Genomic DNA, 22,594 nt, shown 5'->3' with positions numbered 1-22,594 from the left:
TTTAATTCCTTATCATTACCGTTCGGGATGCCCAGAAATCCGTCAGGCATTTCCAGGTCAGTTCCTGCGTTGAATGAAGTTGTAATCCCGCATGGTTCAGGCCAGGCCCAATCCCGACCGAGAGCATTCCCGCCGCGTTGATTGCCTCAACGCCGGCTGCAGCATCTTCGATTCCGATAGCCTGCTCGGGGCGCACGTTCAGCCCGGCGCAGGCCGCAAGAAAGATCTCCGGGTCCGGTTTTGAGCGGGCAATGCGCGAGGCATCGGCGCAGAAATCAAAAGCCCTCTCAATGCCCAGCGCCTGCAAAATACCGGGGGCGTTAAGGGACACTGAGGCCAGCCCGATTTTGACGTTCGCCGCACGAATTTCCGCCAGCACCTCGCGGATGCCCGGAAGCAGAGAATCCTGCGTCAACGACGCCAGAGACCCGACGTAGCGCGCGTTCTTTTTATCCGCGAGCGCCTGCCGCTGCTGGTCGTTAAACTCCCCCTCTTTTCCGCCATGGCGCAGGATCCGCTGCAGCGATTCCATACGGCTTATCCCTTTCAGCTCGTCGTTGAACGCCACGTCGAGCGAGATGCCAATTTCCTGCGCCACGGCACGCCAGGCCAGAAAATGCAGATGCGCGGTATCGGTGATCACACCATCAAGATCGAAGACAACGGCCTCAGGCTTCATGATTTGCTCCTGTGGTAGCGGTCCCACCAAGAGATGTAAAAAAATCCCTGAAAGAACAGACCTGCCGATCCATTATGCACAGGGTTTTACCCCACAGCGTTAAGCTCACCGGTGCAGTGGTTTCAATCGTTAAAACATCATTTTCAAACGTGAAGTGCATGCGCGCGTTTCTCCATCGCAGCGGGAAAGCCAGTTTTCGCCAGTGGGCAGGCAGCTTCGGGGCAAGATGCAATTCCCCCTGGACGATCTGCATGCCGGCAAATCCCTGAATAACGCCGGACCAGATAGCCCCGGTGGCGGCAGCATGAATCCCGTCATCGCAGCTGTGCGGATCGTCGCCCAGATCGATGGCGACACCCTCGCGCCAGAAGGCGTAGGCCCTTTCCGTATCGCCACACCGGGCAGCAACAATTCCATGAATCGCTTTGCTCAGCGAAGAGTCGTGTATGGTACGCGGCTCGTAGTACGCCAGGTTGGCAGCACACTGCTGTGGGGTAAACCGTTCCGGCAGCAGGTAGTTGAGCATCACCACGTCGGCCTGTTTAAGGATCTGCATCTCGTTCACTTCCGCGCGGGAGTAATCGAGCAGAATGGTCTGTTTACCCGCTTTCGCCTTATAGCGGCTCAGATCGATAGCCGGTTTCGCCATGAAGGTATCATCCTGAGGAAGGACCCCTTCTGCGTTGGCTTGCGGTAACCACAAACGGGACATAAACCGGCTGGCATTCTCCATGAAGCCATCATCTTCACGATTGAACATCGCCATAAACTGGCGCGCACAGGCGACATTGTGCCAGGCCAGATAGTTGGTGTAGGCATTGTTATTGACGTGCTCCGTGTACTCATCCGGCCCGATCACATCGTGGATTTCCAGGCGATCATTGACTTCCGTCGCCCGCCCCATCCAGAACGTTGCCGTCTCTATCAGTAGCGTCAGCCCTTCGTTACGCATAAAAGCGTCATCATGTGTCGCCTGCCAGTAGGCCACGACAGCCCAGGCAATGTCCGCCACAATGTGATGTTCTGCCAGCGCAGAGGCCACTTTCTGGCGCGTGCCCGTGCGGATGTTGATTGCCGCATATTCCGGCGTTTCCTCCTGACCGCTCGCGGCACTCTCCCAGGGGAAAAGTGCGCCAGGCCAGCCGTTGCGACGCGCTTTTTCACGAGCCCCGGCCAGGTTGAGCCAGCGATAACGCAGCAGACTGCGGGCGACATGCGGACGCGTAAAGAGATGGAAAGGCAGCAGGAAAATTTCGGTATCCCAGAAGACGTGGCCTTTATACCCTTCGCCGGTCAATCCTTTCGCGGCGATACTGCAGCGCTCATTGTCGGCAGGCGTCATGGCGGTCAGATGCCAGACGGTATAATCCAGCGCGAGCTGATCCTGCGGTTCCGCAGACGTTACCGCCACCCGCGCATCTCGCCAGACGTCTTCCCAGGCGCAGGCAGAGCTCTCCAGCAACGATGCGTAGCTTCGCGCTGCGCACACCTTGAGTTCGGCCAGTGCGTTACGCGCAAACGACGCCTGCGAAAGGGCTTTGTCACTGCGGTGGGCGACCCAGACGATCTTTTCAAGCGTGACAGTGTCACCCTGCGAAACGTTCAGGGCGTAATGCGCACTGATGCGACGATTTTTAGCGGTAAAGCAGCTTTCGCTACCCGCTGAAAGCCGGCAGAACGCGGATATAACGACATCAGAAACCCGGTCCTGCGTTTCATACACGCCCTGCATACAGTTCTGGTCGAATACCCGGACTGAAATCTCATCCAGATGCTGCCTGCCGCTGTTGGTTTGCGTCGCATCAATTCCGGTTTTCAACACCACCTGCGAGGGCCCATCAAGGGGAGTGATGGCGAGTTGCATTGCCACTAACGGCAGCTGAGCGAGAGAAACGAAACGACGGCTCTCCAGGCGATAGCGTTTCCCGTCGGGCGAGCGCCAGAGCACGCTGCGACGCAGTTCACCATTGGCAAACGCCAGCTCGCGCTGCCACTCAAGAAGCGCCCCGGAAAGCAGGGTAAAATTCACACCATCCAGTTCAACCTCAATACCGGTAATATCCGGCAGGTTGATTAACTCCGTGGTCTCATTGCGACCTGCGCGATGATAAAGCCCGGCGAGATACATGCCTCTGGTTTGCTGGGTGTAATCCTCTTCGTGTGCCGCGCGAATGCCCAGGTAGCCATTGCCGCAAGCCATGATGGAGGCGTATTTATTCAGACTGTGGGGAGAGAAGCCCGGTTCGGTTAAAACAGACACATTCAGCATAACGTCACGCTTTCCCCTGTATCCGCCGATTCATAAAGCGCGGCAACAAGTTGCTGGATAACCAGCCCCTGTTCCGCATCTGCGATCATAACCGGCTCTCCCAGCACATGGCGTACAAACGCCTCCATGCTGCGCAGGTGACGCTGGTCGTCTGCCTCATCACGCTGCATGAGGGTCTGTAAAACGCCCGCCTCATCGTGGTAAATGTGAGCCGGGAAGAGCGTGGCCCCCGCCTTTTCGCCACAGAATGAAACATTCATGATCGACTGCTCACGGATATTCAGCGCAAACGACGTATCCAGGCGCAGAACGCCGCCATTGCAGAATTCAATTGTGCCAAACAGAGCATCTTCAACGGTAAACCGGGCGGGATCCCACTCGCCAAACTGTCCACTGTTTTTACGGTTCCCCAGCTTCTGGAAGCTGTGGGCGGTCACCCTTTTTACCGCCGGAAAACCCAGCACATACATCGCGGCATCCAGCATATGAATACCGATATCGATCAGCGGTCCGCCACCCTGTAGCGATTTGTTCGTAAAGACACCCCAGCCCGGCACGCCGCAACGACGCAGCGCCTGCGCCGACGTAAAGTAGATCTCACCTAACGCCCCGTTTGTGACAGCGTCACGTAGCAGCTGCGTGTCGAGCGCAAACCGATGGTGAAAATCATACGCCAGCACTTTTCCCGCTTTACGGGCCGCCATGCGCATCTGGTCAGCCTGTTGCGGCGTCATGGCAGGCGGTTTTTCGCACATCACATGACATCCGGCCTCCAGTGCCGCTATGACATGTTCAAAATGGAACCGGTTTGGCGAGCAGACGCTGACCACATCAGGTTTTATCGCCTGCAGCATTTCAGATGCATTCTGCCAGACCGAAGGAATTGCATGACGTTCCGCAAACGCCTGTGCCTGTTCAAGGCCGCTGTCCATGACAGCGACCATTTGAACATCACTGCGTGTGGCGTAATACGAGGCATGCACTTTGTCCGCGACCTGCCCGGCGCCAATAATGGCGACGCGCAGAAGCGAAGGTGTTGAAGCACTCATCACGCTCGTCATCCTTAGCATTCACGCAGATACGTGAGTGAATCCTGGTAAGCCTGGGCCGGATCGTCGGCGCGGACACGGCACTCATACACCACGTAGCCCTGATAGTTGTCCGCACGAAGCTGCCCGAACAACGTGGCAAAATCCAGGGTCCCGCTGCCAGGCTGATAGCGATGGTTATCGGCGATATGCACATGACCCAGCAGATCCCGGTTGCGATGCAGCGCCTCTGTTAGCGAATCTTCTTCGATATTCATGTGGTAAAAGTCGCCGATGATCTGTACATGCCTGAGCGCGTTCTCTTCGATATAGCGACGCGCATCCGCGAGCGTGTTGATCATGTGATCCTGGTAGCGGTTGAGCGGCTCAAGGTAAACGGTGGTCCCGGTACGCGCCGCCACCTCATCCAGATAACGCAGCGAAGCACTCACCGCTTCGCGGTCACCCGCCAGGCTGCGTGGAGAGGTCATCGGCGGCAAACGGAAGGTAAACATTCCCCAGGCGGCAGGCACAATAATTCCCTTTCCACCCACTTCAGCCAGCGCTTCCAGGATGCGTTCGATCTGTTTTAATCCGTTCAGACGACGTTCTTCAATGAAGTCACCAATCCAGCCGTCATATCCCCCGCAGGCGGTGGTCACCGGCAGGCCCGTGGCGGTGATTGCGGCTTTCACTTCATCGAGATTGTCCACCAGCAGTTTGCCGTCAATTTCATAGCCATCAAAACCCATCGCTTTGATGTACTGGAATTTCTCCAGAATAGAAGTCGGGAAAAAAGCCTGATTTTGCGTTGCGATTTTCATTGATGCTCTCCTTAGCTTAAAAAGTGACGCCCATCTTGATGCTCAGTTCCGGATGCTGATCGACATACTTCATGTAGCTCTCAGCGCTGGTGGTAAAGGTGACAACCGGGTCAATCAGATCTTCGCAGTTCAGATAACCGTTCATCAGCAGTTCCCAGCAGGTCTCTTCAATACGCTTGCGGCTCCAGCGCGGGTAATCCGGGTTGGGTTCGCTGCAGGCGCGCGAGAAAACGATTTTCGCGTTATTGAAGTGGGCTTCACGCCCCAGATTGAACCCTTCTGCGAACGGTTTCGCGAAAGCCACGTAGGAGATCGTTCCACCGTAGGCGAGCCCGCGCAGCGCAGACTGCAATGCATCGGCAAAACCGCTGGTTTCGATAATCACGTCAGCGCCCTGCTTTCCGGTCAGTTTTTTAATCTCCAGACCGACATCGGTGCCAAACGGATTGAGGCAGTAATCGGCCCCGTGACGGCGGGCAATTTCGCAGCGATGTTCGATAGGATCGACACCGATGACGATGGATGCACCGGCTTTTTTCGCCAGCTGAATCGCAATCTGCCCAATGGCACCCAGTCCGACCACAACGACAAAATCCCCTACCCGCACGTTAGCATCACGCACGCCGCTCATGGCGAACTGCGCAGGGTCGTAACAGACGGCATTTTTCCAGGAAGACCCTTGCGGCATTTTGCGCAGCTTGTAGTTATTAACGGCATTCACGATGACCGTCTCCTGCAGCGGCCCATAGCAGCAGACACGGTCGCCCGTCTGGTATTCCGTCACGTCATCGCCGCATTCGATAATGTCGCCAACGATCATGTTGCCCAGCTGGAACTTACCAAACTCAATGCCCCGCGCCGCGCCCTCTTCACGCGGGGTAAACATCTGCCACTCCGCGTTAAACTCCTCATCAATGAAGGGACTTGCCGCCCGGAAATCTACCACTTCGGTGCCGTGTTTTGGCGCACCGAAGCGCGCACGAATTTTCACTTCATGGACGGCAACAGGACGATCTTCATATTCCACCAGCGCCGCTACACGAGGCGCTGTCGCAACTAACTTTTTCATGACTGACTCCTAGTTAAAACTGGCCGCCTCAGCCCTTAACGCCACCGGCGGTCAAACCACTTTTGATAAAACGTTCAGACAGTGCGTACATGATGACCACCGGAAGCGCTGTCACCAGCGATGCCGCCATCATGCGACCCCAGATATAATCTGGCGTGCTAAAGAGGGTGTTTAGCCCAACCGGCAAGGTGAAATTGCTGGCGCTGGACAGGAAAATGGATGCAAACAGGTAGTCGTTCCATGCCACCATGAAGCAGTAGACGAACACCGACACGAGGCCGGAAATCGCCAGCGGAACGGTAATGCGGAATATAATTTGCAGGCGGTTAAGCCCGTCCATCATCGCAGCTTCTTCTATTTCATCCGGAATGGTGTCGAAATAGCTGCGCAGCATAAAGACGGCTGTCGGCAGCGTCTGGGTCACCATGGTGATAATCAGCGCCAGCTCTGTGTCATAGATCCCCAGCGCGGTGATGATTTTGAACAGCGGCACCACCAGCAAAATCCCCGAGAACATATAGACGGTGTAAAAACTCGCATTGATCGTCGTGCGTCCTTTAAAACGCAGTTTGGATAACGCGTAAGCCCCCAGCGTGCCGAGAAAAACGGCAATTACCGACGAGGTCAGCGAGACCACCATGCTGTTTCTGAAGTAGTCCACAAACGGGAAGATCAGCGGATTAAAGATGTCGATGTAATGCTGCAGCGTCCATGCCTGCGGCAGGATGGTCGGATGGAGCGATATCGCCTCTTTCGCGCTCTTAAGCGAGGTCATTAACATCACAAAGAACGGGAACAGCGTGATGATCAGAAACACCGCCAGCCCCAGATAAAAACCGAGACGGCTCAGTACGCGTTTATTTGTTGCCATTGAGGTTTACCCTTTTTCTGGTCAGCAGAATGACGGCGAAGATGATCACGAACAGCACCACGGAGATGGCAGCGGCTTTCCCGAGGTCATTGAAGGCAAATGCGGTCTTGTAGAGATAGACGCCCAAAATATCGACCTTGGTGGTCAGGAGATAAACATCAGCGAACATATAGAACATCCAGATGGTTCGCAGTGTAATCGCCGTGGCCAGCACCGGCATAATGGCGGGCAGTGTGACGATACGAAAACGCTGCCAGGCATTTGCCCCATCCATTTCCGCGGCTTCGTACAGCGACTTATCAATGGTCTGCAATATCGCGAGGAACGAGATAAACGCGTAGGGGAAGTAACGCCAGATGGCGAACAGCACCACCAGCACAAAACTGCTGCCCGGGTTGTCGAACCACAGCGGCGCCTGGTCATAAAGGTGCAACAGATCGACACCCAGATAGTTCACAATGCCGTAGCCGTTGTTGAACATGTATTTCCATGCAAACACCAGCGAGATGGATGGTGTGACGTAGGACAAAATCACCAGTGAACGCGCCGTTTTCCGCAGGCGAAATTCCCGGTTAAAAAAGAGGGCAACGGCCAGCCCCAGCGCCGTGCTGCCCATCACCACCAGGGCGGTGTACCAGAACGTCATCCACAGGGAGTGCCAGAATGCGCCATCGCTGAGGATACGAACATAGTTATCCAGCCCGACAAACACGGCGCTAATGCGCGGGTTAAGCGGCAAACGTAAAAAGCTGATTTCAATATTGGAAATCATCGGCCAGGCCACCAGGCCCCCCAGCAAAATCAGGCTGGGGGCCAACAGCAGCATGGCGAAAGGCATATCTGAACGACCAGAAAACAACGTCTTCATAATTTCCTTCCGCAGAGCGCTCCTATCGTTGTGAAATCAGGTCAGTCAGTCGCTTTTGGCTGTTGCTTAACGTTGCAGTGAGATCCTGTTGACCTACTGTGACGTTATGCACCATGGAACTGATGATGCCGGACCCCGTTACATCACCCATGCGGGTAAAGTTTTTGTCGCCCACGGCGCCAAATACCTGCACATTCGGGAACTGGGCGATAAGCTCATAGGGAAGTTGACCAAACGCTTTAATGACCTCGTTGTCTTTCCAGGAGTCCGTGCCGACGACCAGTTTGTTCACCGGCAGCGCGGCACCCGGGGACATCATCACCCAGTCAGACGCGTTCTGTGCCTGCTCCATCCAGGTGACAAACTTCTGTGCAGCCTGGGTTTCATCTTCTGTTTGACCGGAGGTGATCGTCAGCGATGTGACCATGCCGTAGACCGCTGAAGACGTTTCAGTCGGAACGACAAAGCCCAGGTTGGCTGGGTTGCCGTCTTTATAGACCGCCGGCAGGATATAGGTGGAATAAACCGCCATCGGCGCCGAACCATTCATAAAGGCATCTTTAATCTCCATGACATCGTTCGAGCCCGGCATGGTGGTCGCGGCCAGTGCTTTATAGAACGCCAGCGCGTTCACCATTTCCGGGGTATCAATGTTGATTTTCCCGTTGGCGTCAAAAACGTTCGCGCCACCGGAAAGCGCAAACTGAGAAAACGCCTGCTCGGTCATCACGCTTTCCGCCGTGGGTAGCGCAATGCCATAGCGTTTTTTAGCCGGATCGTTGAGGCGTTGGCTGGCTTTCAGCAACTGTTCCCAGTTATGCGGCTCCTCAATACCCGCCGCAGCAAGCACATCTTTGTGATACCAGACACCAGACAGCCAGGCGCTGATTGGCACCCCCGTCCAGGCTGAGCCGTCTTCCGTGCGAACGACACGTAAGATTCCGTCATAGAAGGTGTTTTCGCCCACCGCTTTGATGGCGGCGTTGATCGCATCCCGGTCCAGCAGCTGCTCTTTATCCATGACTTTTGCATAGTCATGGCTGACCTCAATGACCTCGGGCAGCGCACCGGTGCGGGCCAACGTAATCACTTTGGTGTTATAAGCATCCTCTTCTACCGGTACCTGTTTCACCGTAATCGTCGGGTTCTCTTTCTCGAATTTTTCAATCAGTTTTGTAATTACCGCCTGACGCTCCTGTTCAACTGAGGAGTGCATAAACTCAATGGTGACAGCAGAGGGTTTGTCATCCTTACAGCCTGACAACAAGGCGCACGAAACCAGTGCTGATATCAGCACAATTTTGGGCATATTCATGTTTAAGGTCCTTTTTTAGTTTTCTTTAATCCACAACACCTGCCATGGATTAAGGGTCAGAGTCGTACCAGTAATATCTTTCCCGGCGATCAATTCCCTGCCGGATGGAATATTCGACTCAAGCGTTTGAACGCGATCGCTGAAATTAAATAACGCGGTAACTTTTCCGCCACTTTGCGCAATACGCATTATTTTTAATACATGCTCGCCTGCCGTACTAAAACAAGCCTGACTGTCAGGGTGGAATGCTTTTTCTGCACGCCTCAGGGCGATTAATTCACGCACTCTATAATAGACTTTCTGCCGCAGGCTATTTTCGTTCTCAAGTTCACTGTCGATTGCACCGGCGAGGTATTTTTTGCGGTTAATCGCACGGTTATATCCCAGGCGCTCCACGCCCTCATAATCATTACGCGAGCCAAGAATACTTTGGATATAGACGGCAGGCACACCGGGGAAACTCAGGAGTACAGCATGAGCCAGAATAAACCGGGCAATACGGTGATTGTCATCGCAGTCCCTTGTGCTTAACGCATCAAGATAAGTGACATTGATTTCATACGGGCTTCGCGTTCCATCCGGATTGTTTTTCCAGTTGACCAGCGCCCCCTCGGCCTGAAGTTTCTCTACCAGCGAGAGGATCTCAGACTCGGGTAAAATTCCGCGTAACGGATTGAGGCCAATCCCGTCATGCGAGGCCAAAAAGTTAAACCAGGTGGTTTTCGTGGAAGGAAGCGTCAACGACGACGCCCACTGACACAGCGCCCGGACATCCTGACGGTGTACCGCATGCAGCACAAGCGGCGGCAAGGAGAACTGATACACCATCTGCGCTTCATTGTTGCCGTCACCAAAGTAGGCAACGTTGTCTTTATGCGGGACATTGGTCTCAGTGATTATCACCGTACCCGGCGCGACAGCCTCGGTAATGGCACGGAAAAGCTGGATAAGCTGATGGGTTTGTTCCAGATGGATACAGCTCGTTCCGGGTATCTTCCACATAAACCCAACGGCATCCAGACGAATGTAGCGCGCCCCTTCAGTCAGGTAGTGCAGCAGCACGTCTACCATCGCAATCAGAACCTGAGGAGAGGCAAAATTGAGATCGACCTGGTCGCTGCTGAAGGTGGTCCACAGGTGGCGTACGCTGCCATCGTGAAGCGTAAACGGCGTGAGGAGGGGCAAAGCACGCGGTCGCGTGACGGCCGACAGATCCGTTTCAGGGTCAACAGAAATGAAGAAATCGTTATACCCCGGCATTTGCTTAAGGTAATTCGCGAACCATTGACTTTGCGCCGACATGTGATTGCAGACGAAATCAAACATCAAACTGGCTGATTGTTTTAATTCGGCGATGTCCTGCCACGTTCCTGTTTCTGGTGCGACGTCGTGGTAATCAATAACAGAAAAACCGTCGTCAGAAGACCACGGGTAAAAAGGTAAAAGATGAACATGTGAAAAGGAGTGAGAGAGCCACTTATTATAAAACCGTGTGAAAACCGGCAGGGCTTTCTCCCCTTCTGCCGAAAACTGATCGGCATACGTAATCAGGACAACATCTTTTTCATCCCACCCCATCTTACGCTTATCTGTAATAACAGAAATCGCGTTATCAATCTTTTCCAGCAACACCGAAAAATGGGTATCGGAAAATGATTCCCCGTAAACAAGATTAATGATTTCTTTAATTTTAGCCTGCATTTTATTTTCCATGGTAGCGGTCCCACGGAACGCAATCTACTCCCATGAAAAATATCTGTCAACGGACCGGGACGCAGAAAAAGGCGATTGCAAAGCAGCTCAACGCAGTATTGTGAGCTGCCGCAAAGAAAGAAAGGGAATGCGAAGAAGTATCGCTAGCCTGCCCCGAAAACGAGAGAGGCTAACGCACGCAGGAATTATTGGGGAAAGTAGCGGCGTGAAAGCCGTTTTGCCACTTTCTGCAGCAGAGGTTCGAGCGCCACAGCCAGCAACATTCTTACCGGCTTGCGGGCAACAGATTTTATCGCCCAACCCGCCACACCTGCCGGGCCGAAACGTAATGCCGTCAGCAGGACCAGTTTACCTGCGATTTTCAGGCCGGGTTTTACCTTCTGACCGGCCTGTTGCCAGTTTTGCTTCATGTATATTCTCTCTTAAAGCTGACGAAAACGGCTTCTCAGCGTGAAGGTGTCAGATGTGACATAGCGCTCCATCTCACGTAACCGCTTCTCCCCAGCGGCGAGTTGATCGTCAACCGCGTTGAGAAGATCGTTGCTGGTCGGTGCGCCTTCTGCGGCCAGTTCACCTTCCGGCATCGGGTCGAGTACAAACGACAGCACGATGTACGCCACCAGGGTGATAAACGCCAGACCGAAGAAGATCGACAGCACCGTTACCACGCGAACCAGTTTGACCGGGACATCAAGATAATGGGCCAGTCCGGCACAGACGCCGCGTACCATTCCCTGCTGCGGAATACGCCACAATTTTTTGTTCAGGTTCAGTCCAGCCATTAACGGTCCCTCCAGTTTGGATGTTCTGCATCGAGGATATCTTCCAGCGCCTGAATGCGTTCGCGCATATTATTCGCCTGTTCGGTCAGCTGTACGAGACGCTGTTGTTCACTCTGGGAAAGTTCACCACGTGAAGAACGGTTGCTGTAGTGCAGCCATAACCAAATCGGCAGAACAAACAGCACGAAAATGGTCAGGGGAATAGCCAGAAAAAGCGCGCTCATGTGTACTCCTTGTCTTACGATGCGTGGCGGCACGCTCAGGTGCCGCACAAATTATTATTGGTTGTCTTGCTTCATTTTGGCTTTCAGCGCAGCAAGTTGCTCGCTGATTTCATCGTCCGCTTTCAGGTCAGCGAACTGCTGATCCAGTGACTTTTGTTTACCAATGCTGTGACTTTCCGCTTCCGCTTCCATATGGTCGATACGGCGTTCAAACGACTCAAAACGTGCCATTGCTTCATCCAGCTTACCGCTATCCAGTTGGCGACGTACATCGCGGGATGAGCTTGCCGCCTGGTGGCGCAATGCCAGCGCCTGCTGACGCGCACGCGTTTCGTTCAGTTTATTCTCAAGCTCACCAATCTCTTTCTTCATACGCGAAAGCGTATCATCGACCAGTGTGACTTCATGCTCGAGCGTCGCGACCATGTCTGCCAGCTTCTGTTTTTCAATCAGCGCGGCGCGGGCCAGGTCTTCTTTATCTTTACGCAACGCAAGTTCTGCTTTTTCCTGCCATTCGTTAAGCTGAGCGGTCGCCTGCTCAATGCGGCGCGTTAACTGTTTTTTCTCAGCCAGCGCACGGGCGGAGGTAGAACGCACTTCAACCAGCGTATCTTCCATTTCCTGAATCATCAGGCGCACCAGCTTCTGCGGATCTTCCGCTTTCTCAAGCAGTGAGTTGATATTGGCGTTCACGATGTCGGCGAAACGAGAAAAAATACCCATAATGTGATCCTCATAGTTCTGTTATCGGGCGATGCCCTGCTACATAGCCAATACAAATACCGTGCCAAGTTTTTATCTTGTTGATTTTACTTGATGTGGTTGATTTCCAGGCATCGGCACACTATGCTCACCTGGTGAATATCACTAAGGAGTGGTTAATTTCATCATGGCTGGATACAAAGACAATTTACTCGGCGAAGCCAACAGTTTTCTGGAAGTCCTCGAACAGGTCTCCCGTCTCGCGCCGCTCAACAAGCCAGTGCTTATTATCGGTGAGCGCGGCACGGGTAAGGAACTGATTGCTAACCGTCTACATTATTTATCCGGACGCTGGGATGGCCCCTTCATTTCGCTTAACTGCGCGGCGTTGAATGAAAATCTGCTCGACACGGAGCTTTTCGGTCATGAAGCCGGTGCTTTTACCGGTGCCCAAAAACGCCATCCGGGTCGTTTTGAACGCGCCGACGGCGGCACGCTGTTTCTTGATGAACTGGCCACCGCGCCCATGCTGGTACAGGAAAAGCTGCTGCGCGTGATTGAATATGGCGAGCTGGAGCGTGTCGGCGGTAGCCAGCCGTTGCAGGTCAACGTGCGTCTGGTGTGCGCGACCAATGCCAACCTCCCGCAAATGGTGGCAGAGGATAAATTCCGTGCCGACCTGCTCGACCGGCTGGCCTTTGACGTCGTTCAGCTCCCGCCGCTGCGCGAGCGAAGAAGCGACATCATGCTGCTGGCAGAGCAGTTTGCGATTCAGATGTGTCGCGAGCTCGGCCTGCCGCTTTTTCCGGGGTTCAGCGAGTATGCAAAGGAGACACTCCTCGCTTACCACTGGCCGGGAAATATCCGTGAGTTAAAAAACGTCGTGGAGCGTTCTGTCTATCGCCACGGCAGCAGTGAGACCGAGCTGGATAACATTATTCTTGATCCTTTTCAGCGTAGCCCGCAGCCAGCTTCTGCCCCGCCCATGTCCGGGGCTGCCCCTGCACTTCCCCTGGATTTGCGGCAGTTCCAGCATGAACAGGAACAACAGCTGCTTGAGCAGAGCCTGAGGGTGGCGAAATATAACCAGAAACGGGCGGCTGAACTCCTGGGTCTGACCTACCATCAATTAAGGGCATTGCTCAAAAAGCATCAAATGCGCTGACAATATCAGCACTTACCCGCAGACATTTTTACGAAGCAGGCGTAAGTGCGATACACTTTGCAGATCGAACCTAAAAACCTTAAAAATTATGCGTCTGGTTTTATCGTCCTTCTTTGCACTTGGTCTGTTCAGCAGCCTGGCGTTTGCTGCGCCCGAACCCGCTACGCAACCTGATATTCGCGACAGCGGCTTCGTCTATTGCGTAAGCGGTCAGGTTGATACATTTAACCCGCAAAAAGCGGGCAGCGGCCTGATTGTGGATACCCTTGCCGCGCAACTCTATGACCGTCTGCTTGATGTGGATCCCTACACCTACCGTCTGGTGCCAGAGCTTGCCGAAAGCTGGGAAGTCCTGGATAACGGCGCGACCTACCGTTTCCACCTGCGCGATGATGTCGCATTTCAGCACACGCCATGGTTTACCCCAACGCGCAAACTGAACGCAGATGATGTGGTCTTTACGTTCCAGCGTATCTTTAACCGTAATCACCCGTGGCATAACGTTAACGGCAGTAACTTCCCCTACTTCGACAGCCTGCAGTTTGCCGATACCGTTAAAAGCGTTCGCAAGCTGGATAACCGCACGGTGGAGTTTTCGCTGAAGCGCCCGGATGCCTCTTTCCTCTGGCACCTGGCCACCCACTATGCGTCCGTTATGTCTGCTGAATACGCTGCGAACCTGAGCAAAATCGATCGTCAGGAGTTAATCGACCGTCAGCCAGTCGGCACCGGTCCGTTCCAGCTGGCCGAATATCGCTCCGGACAATATATCCGCCTGCAGCGCCATGCGCATTTCTGGCGCGGCACGCCGCTGATGCCACAGGTAGTGGTCGATCTTGGCTCTGGCGGGACGGGGCGTTTATCAAAACTGCTGACCGGGGAGTGCGACGTGCTGGCGTGGCCTGCTGCCAGCCAGCTCACCATTTTGCGCGACGATCCGCGTTTGCGCCTGACGTTACGCCCGGGCATGAACATCGCCTATCTGGCGTTTAATACCGATAAGCCGCCGCTGAACAACCCTGCCGTACGCCACGCGCTGGCGCTGGCCATCAACAACCAGCGTCTGATGCAGTCGATCTATTACGGTACGGCAGAAACCGCCGCCTCTATTTTGCCGCGAGCCTCGTGGGCCTATGACAGTGAAGCTAAAATTACGGAATACAACCCGGCAAAAGCGCGTGAACAGCTGAAAGCGCTGGGGGCGGAAAACCTGACGCTGCAACTCTGGGTACCGACCAGCTCTCAGGCCTGGAACCCAAGCCCGCTGAAGACCGCCGAGCTGTTGCAGGCAGATATGGCGCAGGTGGGGGTGAAAGTGATCATCGTGCCGGTTGAGGGTCGTTTCCAGGAGGCGCGCCTGATGGATATGAACCATGATTTAACCCTGACAGGCTGGGCGACCGACAGTAATGACCCGGACAGCTTCTTCCGTCCGTTGCTGAGCTGTGCGGCGATTAACTCCCAGACCAACTACGCCCACTGGTGCAACCGGGAATTTGACGGCGTGCTGCAAAAAGCGCTGGCGTCCCAACAGCTGGCGTCACGCATAGACGCCTATGATGAAGCGCAGAAGATCCTTGCCGAAGAGCTGCCCGTGCTGCCGCTGGCCTCGTCCCTGCGCCTGCAGGCCTATCGCTATGATATTAAAGGCCTGGTGTTGAGTCCGTTCGGCAACGCCTCCTTCGCCGGCGTGTCTCGCGAAAAAGAACAAGAGGTGAAAAAACCATGATCATTTTTACCTTGCGCCGCCTTCTGCTGTTGCTGGTGACGCTCTTTTTCCTGACCTTTGTTGGTTTCAGTCTGAGCTATTTCACCCCGCACGCCCCGCTTCAGGGGTCGTCACTGTGGGATGCGTGGCTCTTCTGGTTTAACGGTCTGCTGCACTGGGATTTCGGTGTTTCAAGCATCAACGGACAGCTCATCTCTGAGCAGCTGAAAGAAGTTTTCCCGGCGACAATGGAGCTGTGCATTCTGGCGTTCGGTTTTGCCTTAATGGTTGGTATTCCGGTAGGGATGCTGGCAGGGATTTATCGCAACAAATGGCAGGATAAATTTATCAGCGCCCTCGCCCTGCTCGGCTTCTCGATCCCGATCTTCTGGCTGGCGCTGCTGCTGACGCTTTTCTTCTCCCTCAACCTGGGCTGGCTGCCGGTTTCTGGCCGTTTTGACCTGTTGTATACGGTAAAAACGGTGACCGGGTTTGCTATCATTGACGCCTGGCTGTCTGATTCAGCCTGGCGACATGAGATGATCGTCAGCGCCGTACGCCATATGGTCCTGCCGGTACTGACGCTGGCGGTGGCACCGACAACCGAAGTGATCCGCCTGATGCGCCTGAGTACCATCGAGGTGTTCGATCAGAACTATGTCAAAGCGGCCGCCACGCGCGGCTTATCGCGCCTGACTATCTTGCGCCGTAATGTGCTGCATAACGCCCTGCCGCCTGTTATCCCGCGACTGGGGCTCCAGTTTTCCACCATGCTCACCCTGGCGATGATTACCGAAATGGTCTTCAGCTGGCCGGGGCTGGGACGATGGTTGATCAACGCTATCCGCCAGCAGGACTACGCCGCCATTTCGGCGGGCGTCATGGTGATTGGCTCTCTGGTGATTATTGTTAACGTGATTTCCGATATTTTGGGTGCTATGGCCAACCCGTTGAAGCATAAGGAATGGTATGCCCTACGATAACGTATACAGTGAAAAGCGCACGCCCGGTGCGCTGCGTACCGTGTGGCGTAAATTCTATGGTGACACCACGGCAATGATTGGCCTTTATGGCTTCGCCGGGCTGGTGTTGCTCTGCGTTTTTGGCTCCTGGTTTGCGCCCTATGGTATTGATCAGCAGTTCCTTGGCTATCAGCTGCTGCCCCCATCCTGGTCGCGCTACGGTGAGGTCTCTTTCTTCCTCGGTACGGACGACCTCGGGCGTGACGTATTGAGCCGCCTGTTGAGCGGCGCGGCGCCGACGGTCGGCGGTGCATTTGTGGTGACGTTTGCTGCCACCATCTGCGGTCTGGCGCTCGGCATCTTTGCCGGGTCGACGCATGGCCTGCGCTCGGCGGCACTGAACCACATTCTCGACACCCTGCTCTCTATTCCGTCCCTGCTGCTGGCCATCATTGTGGTGGCGTTTGTCGGGCCACACCTGTCGCATGCCATGTTCGCGGTCTGGCTGGCGATCCTGCCCCGCATCGTGCGTTCGGTATACAGCATGGTGCATGACGAGCTGGAAAAAGAATATGTCGTCGCAGCTCGCCTGGACGGTGCAACAACCTTAAACATCCTTTGGTTTGCCGTACTGCCGAACATCGCTGCCGGGCTGGTCACGGAGATCACCCGCGCCCTGTCGATGGCGATTCTGGACATCGCGGCACTTGGTTTTCTCGATCTCGGTGCGCAGCTGCCGTCGCCTGAATGGGGCGCGATGCTTGGTGACGCGCTCGAGCTTATCTACGTTGCGCCGTGGACGGTCATGTTACCGGGTGCAGCCATTATGGTGAGTGTGCTGCTTGTCAACCTGCTGGGCGATGGTATACGCCGTGCAATTAATGCGGGGGTGCAATAATGCCGCTTCTTGATATTCGCAACCTGACCATCGAGTTCAAAACCGGTGAAGGCTGGGTGAAAGCCGTCGATCGCATCAGTATCACCCTTGCTGAGGGGGAAATTCGCGGGCTGGTGGGGGAATCCGGTTCAGGGAAAAGTCTGATCGCCAAAGCCATCTGTGGTGTGGCGAAGGATAACTGGCGCGTCACCGCTGACCGTATGCGTTTTGATGATATCGACCTGCAACGCCTTTCTCCTCGCGAGCGTCGCAAGCTGGTCGGCCATAACGTATCAATGATTTTCCAGGAGCCGCAATCCTGTCTTGACCCGTCCGAGCGCGTGGGCAAACAGCTGATGCAGAACATTCCCGGGTGGACCTATAAAGGCCGCTGGTGGCAACGGTTTGGCTGGCGTAAGCGTCGTGCTATTGAGCTGTTGCACCGCGTCGGGATCAAAGATCATAAAGATGCCATGCGCAGTTTTCCGTACGAACTGACCGACGGTGAGTGTCAGAAAGTGATGATTGCCATCGCGCTGGCCAATCAGCCGCGTCTGCTGATTGCGGATGAACCGACCAACGCGATGGAACCGACCACGCAGGCGCAGATTTTCCGCCTGCTGACGCGTCTGAATCAGAACAACAACACCACCATTTTGTTGATCAGTCACGACCTGCAAATGCTCAGCAAATGGGCTGATAAGATTGATGTGATGTACTGCGGGCAGACGGTCGAAACCGCCCCGAGTGAAGACCTCATCACCGCGCCGCATCATCCGTATACGCAGGCGCTGATCCGCGCCATTCCAGATTTTGGCAGCGCCATGCCGCACAAGAGTCGCCTGAATACCCTGCCCGGGGCTATCCCGCTGCTGGAGTCCTTGCCGATTGGCTGTCGTCTGGGGCCGCGGTGCCCGTATGCGCAGCGTAAATGTATTGAGACGCCACGCCTGACAGGGGCTAAAAATCATCTATATGCCTGTCATTTCCCGCTGAACATGGAGAGAGAGTGAAATGGTCGAAACCTTACTGGAAGTCCGTAACCTGAGTAAGACCTTTCGCTACCGTACCGGACTGTTCCATCGTCAGACCGTTGAAGCCGTGAAGCCGCTCAGCTTTACCCTGCGCGAAAAACAGACGCTGGCGATCATCGGTGAGAACGGTTCCGGTAAATCCACGCTGGCGAAGATGCTGGCAGGCATGGTTGAACCCTCCGGCGGCGAAGTGCTGATAGATGACCATCCGCTGGAATTCGGCGATTACTCTTTCCGCAGCCAGCGTATCCGCATGATCTTCCAGGATCCGTCGACATCGCTCAACCCGCGTCAGCGTATTTCGCAAATCCTCGATTTTCCGCTGCGTCTGAATACCGATCTCGAGCCAGAAGCGCGACGCAAACGCGTTTTTGAAACCCTGCGGATGGTTGGGCTGCTGCCCGATCACGAGAGCTATTACCCGCACATGCTCGCCCCCGGCCAGAAACAGCGTCTTGGGCTCGCGCGCGCGCTGATATTGCGCCCGAAAGTGATTATCGCCGACGAAGCGCTCGCCTCGCTGGATATGTCGATGCGGTCGCAGTTAATTAACCTGATGCTCGAATTACAGGAAAAACAGGGTATCTCGTATATCTACGTGACCCAACATCTGGGGATGATGAAACACATCAGCGACCAGGTGATGGTCATGCATCAGGGTGAGGTTGTTGAACGAGGCAGTACCGCGGATGTTATGGCCTCTCCGCTTCATGAACTGACTAAGCGATTGATTGCCGGCCATTTCGGTGAAGCATTAACCGCGGACGCGTGGAGAAAAGACCGCTAGCGCGTTGGTGCAAGGGGCGGATTAACAACGCTCACCACGCGCGAAATCCTCGCGGCGTTCTAGCGCCCCTTATCCGACAAAAAATGCCCCCGGCACACCCGTTCCTTTAAGGGTTAAATAGCAGCTCGCGCGCGTTAACCCTTTCCTTTCACTGATGGCGTAACCCGCTTGCAAGCAGGACAAACACCTCAATCGCATGTGGCAACGTCTTCTGCGGATCCTCACTGGCGGCTATCAACAGTGCAGCATTGAGTGCAGCGCCATTTAACAGCTGTGCAGCGACGTTTGCATCCATGTCTTTCAGGACCTTGCGTTCAATCATTTTTTCTATGGTCTGACGGGTAGATTCCAGGCAGCTATTCTGGCTGGGCCAGTGGGCCGGGTCCCCCAGAACAGCCGGACCATCACGCAGTACAATACGCTGCACTTCCGGATCGAGCGCCATTTTGATGTAAGCGACGCCTTCGGCCAGCAGTCGCTCCCAGTCATTCTCGGCGCTGGCGGCAATTGCCTTCGCCTTTCGTGCCATTTCGCTGTCTATCTGGGCGACCACCGCAGCCAGCAAGCCTTTCTTGTCAGTGAAATTATGGTATAGCGCTCCACGTGTTAACCCCACGCTTGCGGTCAACTCATCCATGGAGGCTGCGGCATAGCCTTTCTCGGCAAAAGCTTTGCGCCCTGCCTGAATCATTTTTTCGCGATTTTCCTGGGCCGTTTCGGCACGGCTTTTTGCAGCCATAAGACGTCCTTGGTTACGTTGTGTTTTTCCGTTTGACATACGTGGCGTATGTGGTTTAGATTTTAACATACGCAGCGTATGTTAATACGACCGCGTGATCTCAACAATACCCCCAATCGAAAAGGAAATGCCATGCACCCACGTGAACCTGTATTTCCCGCTAATCGTCATGCCCTCTATGAAGAACATGGCTATTCTGCTGCCATTCGCTCTGGCGATCTGTTATTTGTCTCAGGCCAGGTTGGAAGCCGCAGCGACGGCACACCTGAAACGGATTTCGGCGCTCAGGTACAATTAGCTTTTGATAATCTCCAGGCTACGCTTTCTGCCGCGGGATGTACGTTTGATGATGTGATCGACGTGACGACGTTTCATACCGATCCTGAAAATCAATTTTCAACCATCATGGAAGCCAAAAAATTAGCGTTCCCCCGCCCCCCTTATCCGAACTGGACGGCCGTGGGGGTAAACTGGCTTGCGGGCTTTGATTTTGAAATTAAGGTCATTGCCAGAATCCCACCGCAATAAAGCAAGTATTCGGCATAGGTCCCACCGGCAATTTATTAATTACGTCATGACGCCACACGCTGTAGATATCGAATGAAAGAAAGTATTAGTAAATATATTCTCACCTGGGTAGAGGAAAATAACTTTTCTATTTTACATATTGATCAACTGGTTAAAGATACCGGGTATAGCAGAAGAACCATTGAAACATGGTTTAAAGAGAAATATCACCTCTCTTTAGGTGAGTACATCCTAAGGAGAAGGCTGAGCCTTGCGGCCATCATGCTCAGAATGACGTCGCTTCCCGTTACGGACATTGCTTATTTATTTCACTACCAAAGCAGCCAGGGGTTTTCAAGAGCCTTTAAAAAGATGTCGGGACTCACCCCTTCTGAATACAGAAATGCAAAAGAGTGGGATTTTGATATCCTTCAGCCCTCATTTTTATTAGACGATCTTAAAACACCCGAAATAACACTCTGTGAACTCAATGAGATTTTTCCGTATACCCATGAGATTATAGAGCACGATCATCTTTTTGATACTGCGGTGCACGATGTCACTAAAAAAATCAAAAAACTCCTGCTTGAGAATCGCGATCGGATCCAACAGCTTGCCATAGTGCCGCGCCGACCAGAACGTCTGGGTAAAAGCCGTTCCTATCTGGTAGAAGTCTTAATTTCATATTGTTTAGACAGCACTAAAACAACAAAGAAAGACACACTTTTACTTACCGGAAAATATGCAAAAATGTCCTTTGAAGGCAGCTGGGAGTGTTATAGCGCCTATAACAAAATTGCGTTTGTTAAGGCAATGGTGACGAACCGCCTGACGTTGCGCGATGGCATTCATTTAATGCGTTTTAACGCCTGCAGCGATGAGCGCGTTAACTTTGATATTTACATCCCTGTGTTATAACCCCGTTTTTTCTTGCGCGTAAATCACACCGCGGGAGGCGCGCAACGCCGGATCATACCGACCCTGCGGCCTGTCTGCACACGGTTCTGTTTTTACCACCGTGCTTGGCCTCATACAGTGCTTCATCCACATCACGAATGATATCGCTACTGTTGACGTTTTCCTGAATGGCTGAGCACACGCCAATACTTAACGTTACCGTCAGGGGCACCGCGTACAGGTTACCCTGTCCGGTGCGTTGCTCAACATTCTTGCGAATACGTTCTGCGACGGCTACGGCCATACTCCTGTCCGTGTCGGGCAACAGCAGGCCAAACTCTTCACCTCCCAGTCTGGCAAAAACGTCATTATCACGAATACTGTCTTTAATAATATCCACGACCGCCAGAATGACGCGGTCCCCCACAGGATGTCCCCAGGTGTCATTAATGGTCTTAAAGTTATCGATATCCAGCATCATAATGCTGGTGCCCTTTTCTGTTCTGAGCATGCGGAGCCGCTGAAGTGCCTCAAAAAAGTACTTGCGGTTGAAGATCTGTGTCAGGGGATCGCGGTTAACCCGATCGCCAAAAAATCTCAGCAAGCTGAAGACATGTAACAGTAAGGTACAGATAACAAATAGTTTACTGAACACTTCTACCGCCCGGCTGATATACCAGAGCGACAGGTTATACGTATCGAGTAAAAGCAAGAAAAAGTTATAGGTGATCGCAGAAAGGCACACCACGATGATGCTGTTCCAGACGCCAGATGAAAAGCGTGTCACGTAAGTCATGTAGCAGGCCAGGGCCGACCAGAGCACTATCAGAGCGTTAACGTAGCGGACATCCCAGACAGGATGATACTGATCGGGGCGATACGCGGCTATCGTTAATGTCCAGGTTGGATTGTAGCTGCTCAACGCATGGGCCAGCACCGGGAACATAACCAGGGGGATTAACGATATTAGCGCCAGCCAGACCTTATTCCGTAATGTGAACCGTCGCCGTGCCGTGTGTTTCTCCACCCATACAGCAAGCCCCAGCAAAAAAATAAAACTTAACTGGCGGAAAAAATAAAATACCGCCGTATCGTTAGTTTTTAGCGTATGGGTTAACCCTGCGTCTTCAGGAAGCTGAATGACGATAATCGTTTCTATGAAATAGATGAGACCGCTCAGAAACGCCATGCTCAGGATTAACAGGGATAAATGAGATCGGTCAGACGCATACTGCATCTGGATAAAAATAGAGATAATGGTATCCAGAAAAAATAGCGCAATCATGACGATCAAATAGGTTGTCATGGGTACCCTGAAACCTGGAATATCATTAACAAAAAAGGAGTTCACCGCGATCATCAGTGCAAACAGCAGCGCACCGGACAGCACGATCATTTTCTCAGCCAACGTAATGTTATTCATGTTCATTAATACCGCATAAATAAAAGACGTGAAACGGCAGAGCGATTTACACCATTCTCTGCTTAACATCGAGGGGCAAACCGGGCAGGCTTGCCACCCTCTTTTCAGATGCTTCAGTTAACCGACCTCAGTCTGTTGAAGTGGATTATCC

23 protein-coding genes are annotated in these 22,594 nt (G+C 53.6%); 8 read left to right on the top strand and 15 right to left on the bottom strand.

From position 1 onward, the window contains the following. Position 1 precedes the first annotated feature (1 nt). The 13 genes from pgmB to pspA all read right to left on the bottom strand — a co-directional run bounded on the left by pgmB (position 2) and on the right by pspA (position 12,365). Positions 2-679 (bottom strand): beta-phosphoglucomutase, encoded by a 678-nt coding sequence (gene pgmB / locus QE396_RS04910; protein ID WP_020882465.1) that lies wholly within the window; start codon positions 677-679, stop codon positions 2-4. Beyond that, positions 669-2,948 carry a glycoside hydrolase family 65 protein gene (locus QE396_RS04905; protein ID WP_309950169.1) on the bottom strand — a complete coding sequence of 760 codons (2,280 nt, stop codon included), beginning with the start codon at positions 2,946-2,948 and terminating at the stop codon, positions 669-671. The genes pgmB and QE396_RS04905 overlap by 11 nt, the downstream gene beginning before the upstream one ends. Then, positions 2,942-4,000, bottom strand: a complete 1,059-nt coding sequence (locus tag QE396_RS04900; protein ID WP_127353185.1) for a Gfo/Idh/MocA family protein — start codon at positions 3,998-4,000, stop codon at positions 2,942-2,944. Before QE396_RS04900 ends, QE396_RS04905 begins: the two co-directional genes overlap by 7 nt. A gap of 11 nt (positions 4,001-4,011) precedes the next feature. Next, positions 4,012-4,800, bottom strand: a complete 789-nt coding sequence (locus tag QE396_RS04895) for a sugar phosphate isomerase/epimerase (RefSeq protein ID WP_020882462.1) — start codon at positions 4,798-4,800, stop codon at positions 4,012-4,014. 16 nt (positions 4,801-4,816) lie between these two features. Then, positions 4,817-5,869, bottom strand: coding sequence for a zinc-binding alcohol dehydrogenase (locus QE396_RS04890; RefSeq protein WP_020882461.1), 1,053 nt, complete (start codon positions 5,867-5,869; stop codon positions 4,817-4,819). 28 nt (positions 5,870-5,897) lie between these two features. After that, positions 5,898-6,740 carry a carbohydrate ABC transporter permease gene (locus QE396_RS04885; protein ID WP_020882460.1) on the bottom strand — a complete coding sequence of 281 codons (843 nt, stop codon included), beginning with the start codon at positions 6,738-6,740 and terminating at the stop codon, positions 5,898-5,900. Next, positions 6,727-7,608 (bottom strand): carbohydrate ABC transporter permease, encoded by an 882-nt coding sequence (locus QE396_RS04880; protein WP_020882459.1) that lies wholly within the window; start codon positions 7,606-7,608, stop codon positions 6,727-6,729. The genes QE396_RS04885 and QE396_RS04880 overlap by 14 nt, the downstream gene beginning before the upstream one ends. A 22-nt stretch (positions 7,609-7,630) precedes the next feature. Then, positions 7,631-8,923, bottom strand: coding sequence for an ABC transporter substrate-binding protein (locus QE396_RS04875; protein WP_020882458.1), 1,293 nt, complete (start codon positions 8,921-8,923; stop codon positions 7,631-7,633). 15 nt (positions 8,924-8,938) lie between these two features. Then, positions 8,939-10,636 (bottom strand): alpha-amylase family glycosyl hydrolase, encoded by a 1,698-nt coding sequence (locus QE396_RS04870; protein WP_020882457.1) that lies wholly within the window; start codon positions 10,634-10,636, stop codon positions 8,939-8,941. Between the two features lie 185 nt (positions 10,637-10,821). After that, positions 10,822-11,046 carry a phage shock protein PspD gene (gene pspD, locus QE396_RS04865; RefSeq protein WP_014170342.1) on the bottom strand — a complete coding sequence of 75 codons (225 nt, stop codon included), beginning with the start codon at positions 11,044-11,046 and terminating at the stop codon, positions 10,822-10,824. 12 nt (positions 11,047-11,058) lie between these two features. Beyond that, positions 11,059-11,418, bottom strand: coding sequence for an envelope stress response membrane protein PspC (pspC, locus tag QE396_RS04860; protein ID WP_014170343.1), 360 nt, complete (start codon positions 11,416-11,418; stop codon positions 11,059-11,061). Then, complete coding sequence (gene pspB / locus QE396_RS04855; RefSeq protein WP_020882456.1) at positions 11,418-11,642, bottom strand: envelope stress response membrane protein PspB; 225 nt, start codon at positions 11,640-11,642, stop codon at positions 11,418-11,420. Before pspB ends, pspC begins: the two co-directional genes overlap by 1 nt. Positions 11,643-11,696: 54 nt before the next feature. Beyond that, positions 11,697-12,365 carry a phage shock protein PspA gene (pspA, locus tag QE396_RS04850; RefSeq protein WP_014170345.1) on the bottom strand — a complete coding sequence of 223 codons (669 nt, stop codon included), beginning with the start codon at positions 12,363-12,365 and terminating at the stop codon, positions 11,697-11,699. Positions 12,366-12,531: 166 nt separating this feature from the next. Between pspA and pspF the strand changes: the two genes are divergently transcribed. From pspF to sapF, 6 genes are all read left to right on the top strand, one after another. Then, a complete protein-coding gene (gene pspF / locus QE396_RS04845; protein WP_020882455.1) occupies positions 12,532-13,509 on the top strand; it encodes a phage shock protein operon transcriptional activator in 978 nt (325 codons plus the stop codon). Between the two features lie 88 nt (positions 13,510-13,597). After that, on the top strand, positions 13,598-15,238 hold the full coding sequence (sapA, locus tag QE396_RS04840) for an ABC transporter substrate-binding protein SapA (protein ID WP_020882454.1): 1,641 nt from the start codon (positions 13,598-13,600) through the stop codon (positions 15,236-15,238). Further along, on the top strand, positions 15,235-16,200 hold the full coding sequence (gene sapB, locus QE396_RS04835) for a putrescine export ABC transporter permease SapB (protein WP_020882453.1): 966 nt from the start codon (positions 15,235-15,237) through the stop codon (positions 16,198-16,200). The genes sapA and sapB overlap by 4 nt, the downstream gene beginning before the upstream one ends. After that, complete coding sequence (gene sapC, locus QE396_RS04830; protein ID WP_014170349.1) at positions 16,187-17,077, top strand: putrescine export ABC transporter permease SapC; 891 nt, start codon at positions 16,187-16,189, stop codon at positions 17,075-17,077. Before sapB ends, sapC begins: the two co-directional genes overlap by 14 nt. Then, on the top strand, positions 17,077-18,069 hold the full coding sequence (gene sapD, locus QE396_RS04825; RefSeq protein WP_014170350.1) for a putrescine export ABC transporter ATP-binding protein SapD: 993 nt from the start codon (positions 17,077-17,079) through the stop codon (positions 18,067-18,069). The genes sapC and sapD overlap by 1 nt, the downstream gene beginning before the upstream one ends. A 1-nt stretch (position 18,070) precedes the next feature. Then, a complete protein-coding gene (gene sapF, locus QE396_RS04820; protein WP_014170351.1) occupies positions 18,071-18,877 on the top strand; it encodes a putrescine export ABC transporter ATP-binding protein SapF in 807 nt (268 codons plus the stop codon). A gap of 148 nt (positions 18,878-19,025) precedes the next feature. On the opposite strand, the gene QE396_RS04815 is transcribed toward sapF, so the two are convergent. After that, on the bottom strand, positions 19,026-19,616 hold the full coding sequence (locus QE396_RS04815; RefSeq protein WP_020882452.1) for a TetR/AcrR family transcriptional regulator: 591 nt from the start codon (positions 19,614-19,616) through the stop codon (positions 19,026-19,028). A gap of 132 nt (positions 19,617-19,748) precedes the next feature. Here QE396_RS04815 and QE396_RS04810 point away from each other — a divergent pair, with 132 nt between their 5' ends. Then, positions 19,749-20,144, top strand: a complete 396-nt coding sequence (locus QE396_RS04810) for a RidA family protein (protein ID WP_020882451.1) — start codon at positions 19,749-19,751, stop codon at positions 20,142-20,144. 72 nt (positions 20,145-20,216) lie between these two features. Then, positions 20,217-21,041, top strand: a complete 825-nt coding sequence (locus QE396_RS04805; protein WP_020882450.1) for a helix-turn-helix domain-containing protein — start codon at positions 20,217-20,219, stop codon at positions 21,039-21,041. A 52-nt stretch (positions 21,042-21,093) separates the two neighbouring features. Here QE396_RS04805 and QE396_RS04800 read toward each other — a convergent pair whose 3' ends face one another. Then, entirely contained in the window at positions 21,094-22,443 is a 1,350-nt protein-coding gene (locus QE396_RS04800; RefSeq protein WP_032669832.1) for a GGDEF domain-containing protein, read from the bottom strand. Between the last annotated feature and the right edge of the window lie 151 nt (positions 22,444-22,594).

The sequence above is a fragment of the Enterobacter sp. SORGH_AS_0287 genome (genome assembly GCF_031453695.1).
Classification (GTDB): Bacteria; Pseudomonadota; Gammaproteobacteria; order Enterobacterales; family Enterobacteriaceae; genus Enterobacter; species Enterobacter ludwigii.
This window is presented reverse-complemented; position numbering and strand designations above follow the sequence as displayed.

Excerpts from the sequence above, each read along its gene's own strand:
- pgmB (WP_020882465.1), bottom strand. The coding sequence starts at position 679 with ATGAAGCCTGAGGCCGTTGTCTTCGATCTTGATGGTGTGATCACCGAT.
- QE396_RS04905 (WP_309950169.1), bottom strand. The coding sequence starts at position 2,948 with ATGCTGAATGTGTCTGTTTTAACCGAACCGGGCTTCTCTCCCCACAGT.
- QE396_RS04895 (WP_020882462.1), bottom strand. The coding sequence starts at position 4,800 with ATGAAAATCGCAACGCAAAATCAGGCTTTTTTCCCGACTTCTATTCTG.
- QE396_RS04890 (WP_020882461.1), bottom strand. The coding sequence starts at position 5,869 with ATGAAAAAGTTAGTTGCGACAGCGCCTCGTGTAGCGGCGCTGGTGGAA.
- QE396_RS04885 (WP_020882460.1), bottom strand. The coding sequence starts at position 6,740 with ATGGCAACAAATAAACGCGTACTGAGCCGTCTCGGTTTTTATCTGGGG.
- QE396_RS04880 (WP_020882459.1), bottom strand. The coding sequence starts at position 7,608 with ATGAAGACGTTGTTTTCTGGTCGTTCAGATATGCCTTTCGCCATGCTG.
- QE396_RS04875 (WP_020882458.1), bottom strand. The coding sequence starts at position 8,923 with ATGAATATGCCCAAAATTGTGCTGATATCAGCACTGGTTTCGTGCGCC.
- QE396_RS04870 (WP_020882457.1), bottom strand. The coding sequence starts at position 10,636 with ATGGAAAATAAAATGCAGGCTAAAATTAAAGAAATCATTAATCTTGTT.
- pspD (WP_014170342.1), bottom strand. The coding sequence starts at position 11,046 with ATGAAGCAAAACTGGCAACAGGCCGGTCAGAAGGTAAAACCCGGCCTG.
- pspC (WP_014170343.1), bottom strand. The coding sequence starts at position 11,418 with ATGGCTGGACTGAACCTGAACAAAAAATTGTGGCGTATTCCGCAGCAG.
- pspB (WP_020882456.1), bottom strand. The coding sequence starts at position 11,642 with ATGAGCGCGCTTTTTCTGGCTATTCCCCTGACCATTTTCGTGCTGTTT.
- pspA (WP_014170345.1), bottom strand. The coding sequence starts at position 12,365 with ATGGGTATTTTTTCTCGTTTCGCCGACATCGTGAACGCCAATATCAAC.
- pspF (WP_020882455.1), top strand. The coding sequence starts at position 12,532 with ATGGCTGGATACAAAGACAATTTACTCGGCGAAGCCAACAGTTTTCTG.
- sapA (WP_020882454.1), top strand. The coding sequence starts at position 13,598 with ATGCGTCTGGTTTTATCGTCCTTCTTTGCACTTGGTCTGTTCAGCAGC.
- sapB (WP_020882453.1), top strand. The coding sequence starts at position 15,235 with ATGATCATTTTTACCTTGCGCCGCCTTCTGCTGTTGCTGGTGACGCTC.
- sapC (WP_014170349.1), top strand. The coding sequence starts at position 16,187 with ATGCCCTACGATAACGTATACAGTGAAAAGCGCACGCCCGGTGCGCTG.
- sapD (WP_014170350.1), top strand. The coding sequence starts at position 17,077 with ATGCCGCTTCTTGATATTCGCAACCTGACCATCGAGTTCAAAACCGGT.
- sapF (WP_014170351.1), top strand. The coding sequence starts at position 18,071 with ATGGTCGAAACCTTACTGGAAGTCCGTAACCTGAGTAAGACCTTTCGC.
- QE396_RS04815 (WP_020882452.1), bottom strand. The coding sequence starts at position 19,616 with ATGGCTGCAAAAAGCCGTGCCGAAACGGCCCAGGAAAATCGCGAAAAA.
- QE396_RS04810 (WP_020882451.1), top strand. The coding sequence starts at position 19,749 with ATGCACCCACGTGAACCTGTATTTCCCGCTAATCGTCATGCCCTCTAT.
- QE396_RS04805 (WP_020882450.1), top strand. The coding sequence starts at position 20,217 with ATGAAAGAAAGTATTAGTAAATATATTCTCACCTGGGTAGAGGAAAAT.
- QE396_RS04800 (WP_032669832.1), bottom strand. The coding sequence starts at position 22,443 with ATGAATAACATTACGTTGGCTGAGAAAATGATCGTGCTGTCCGGTGCG.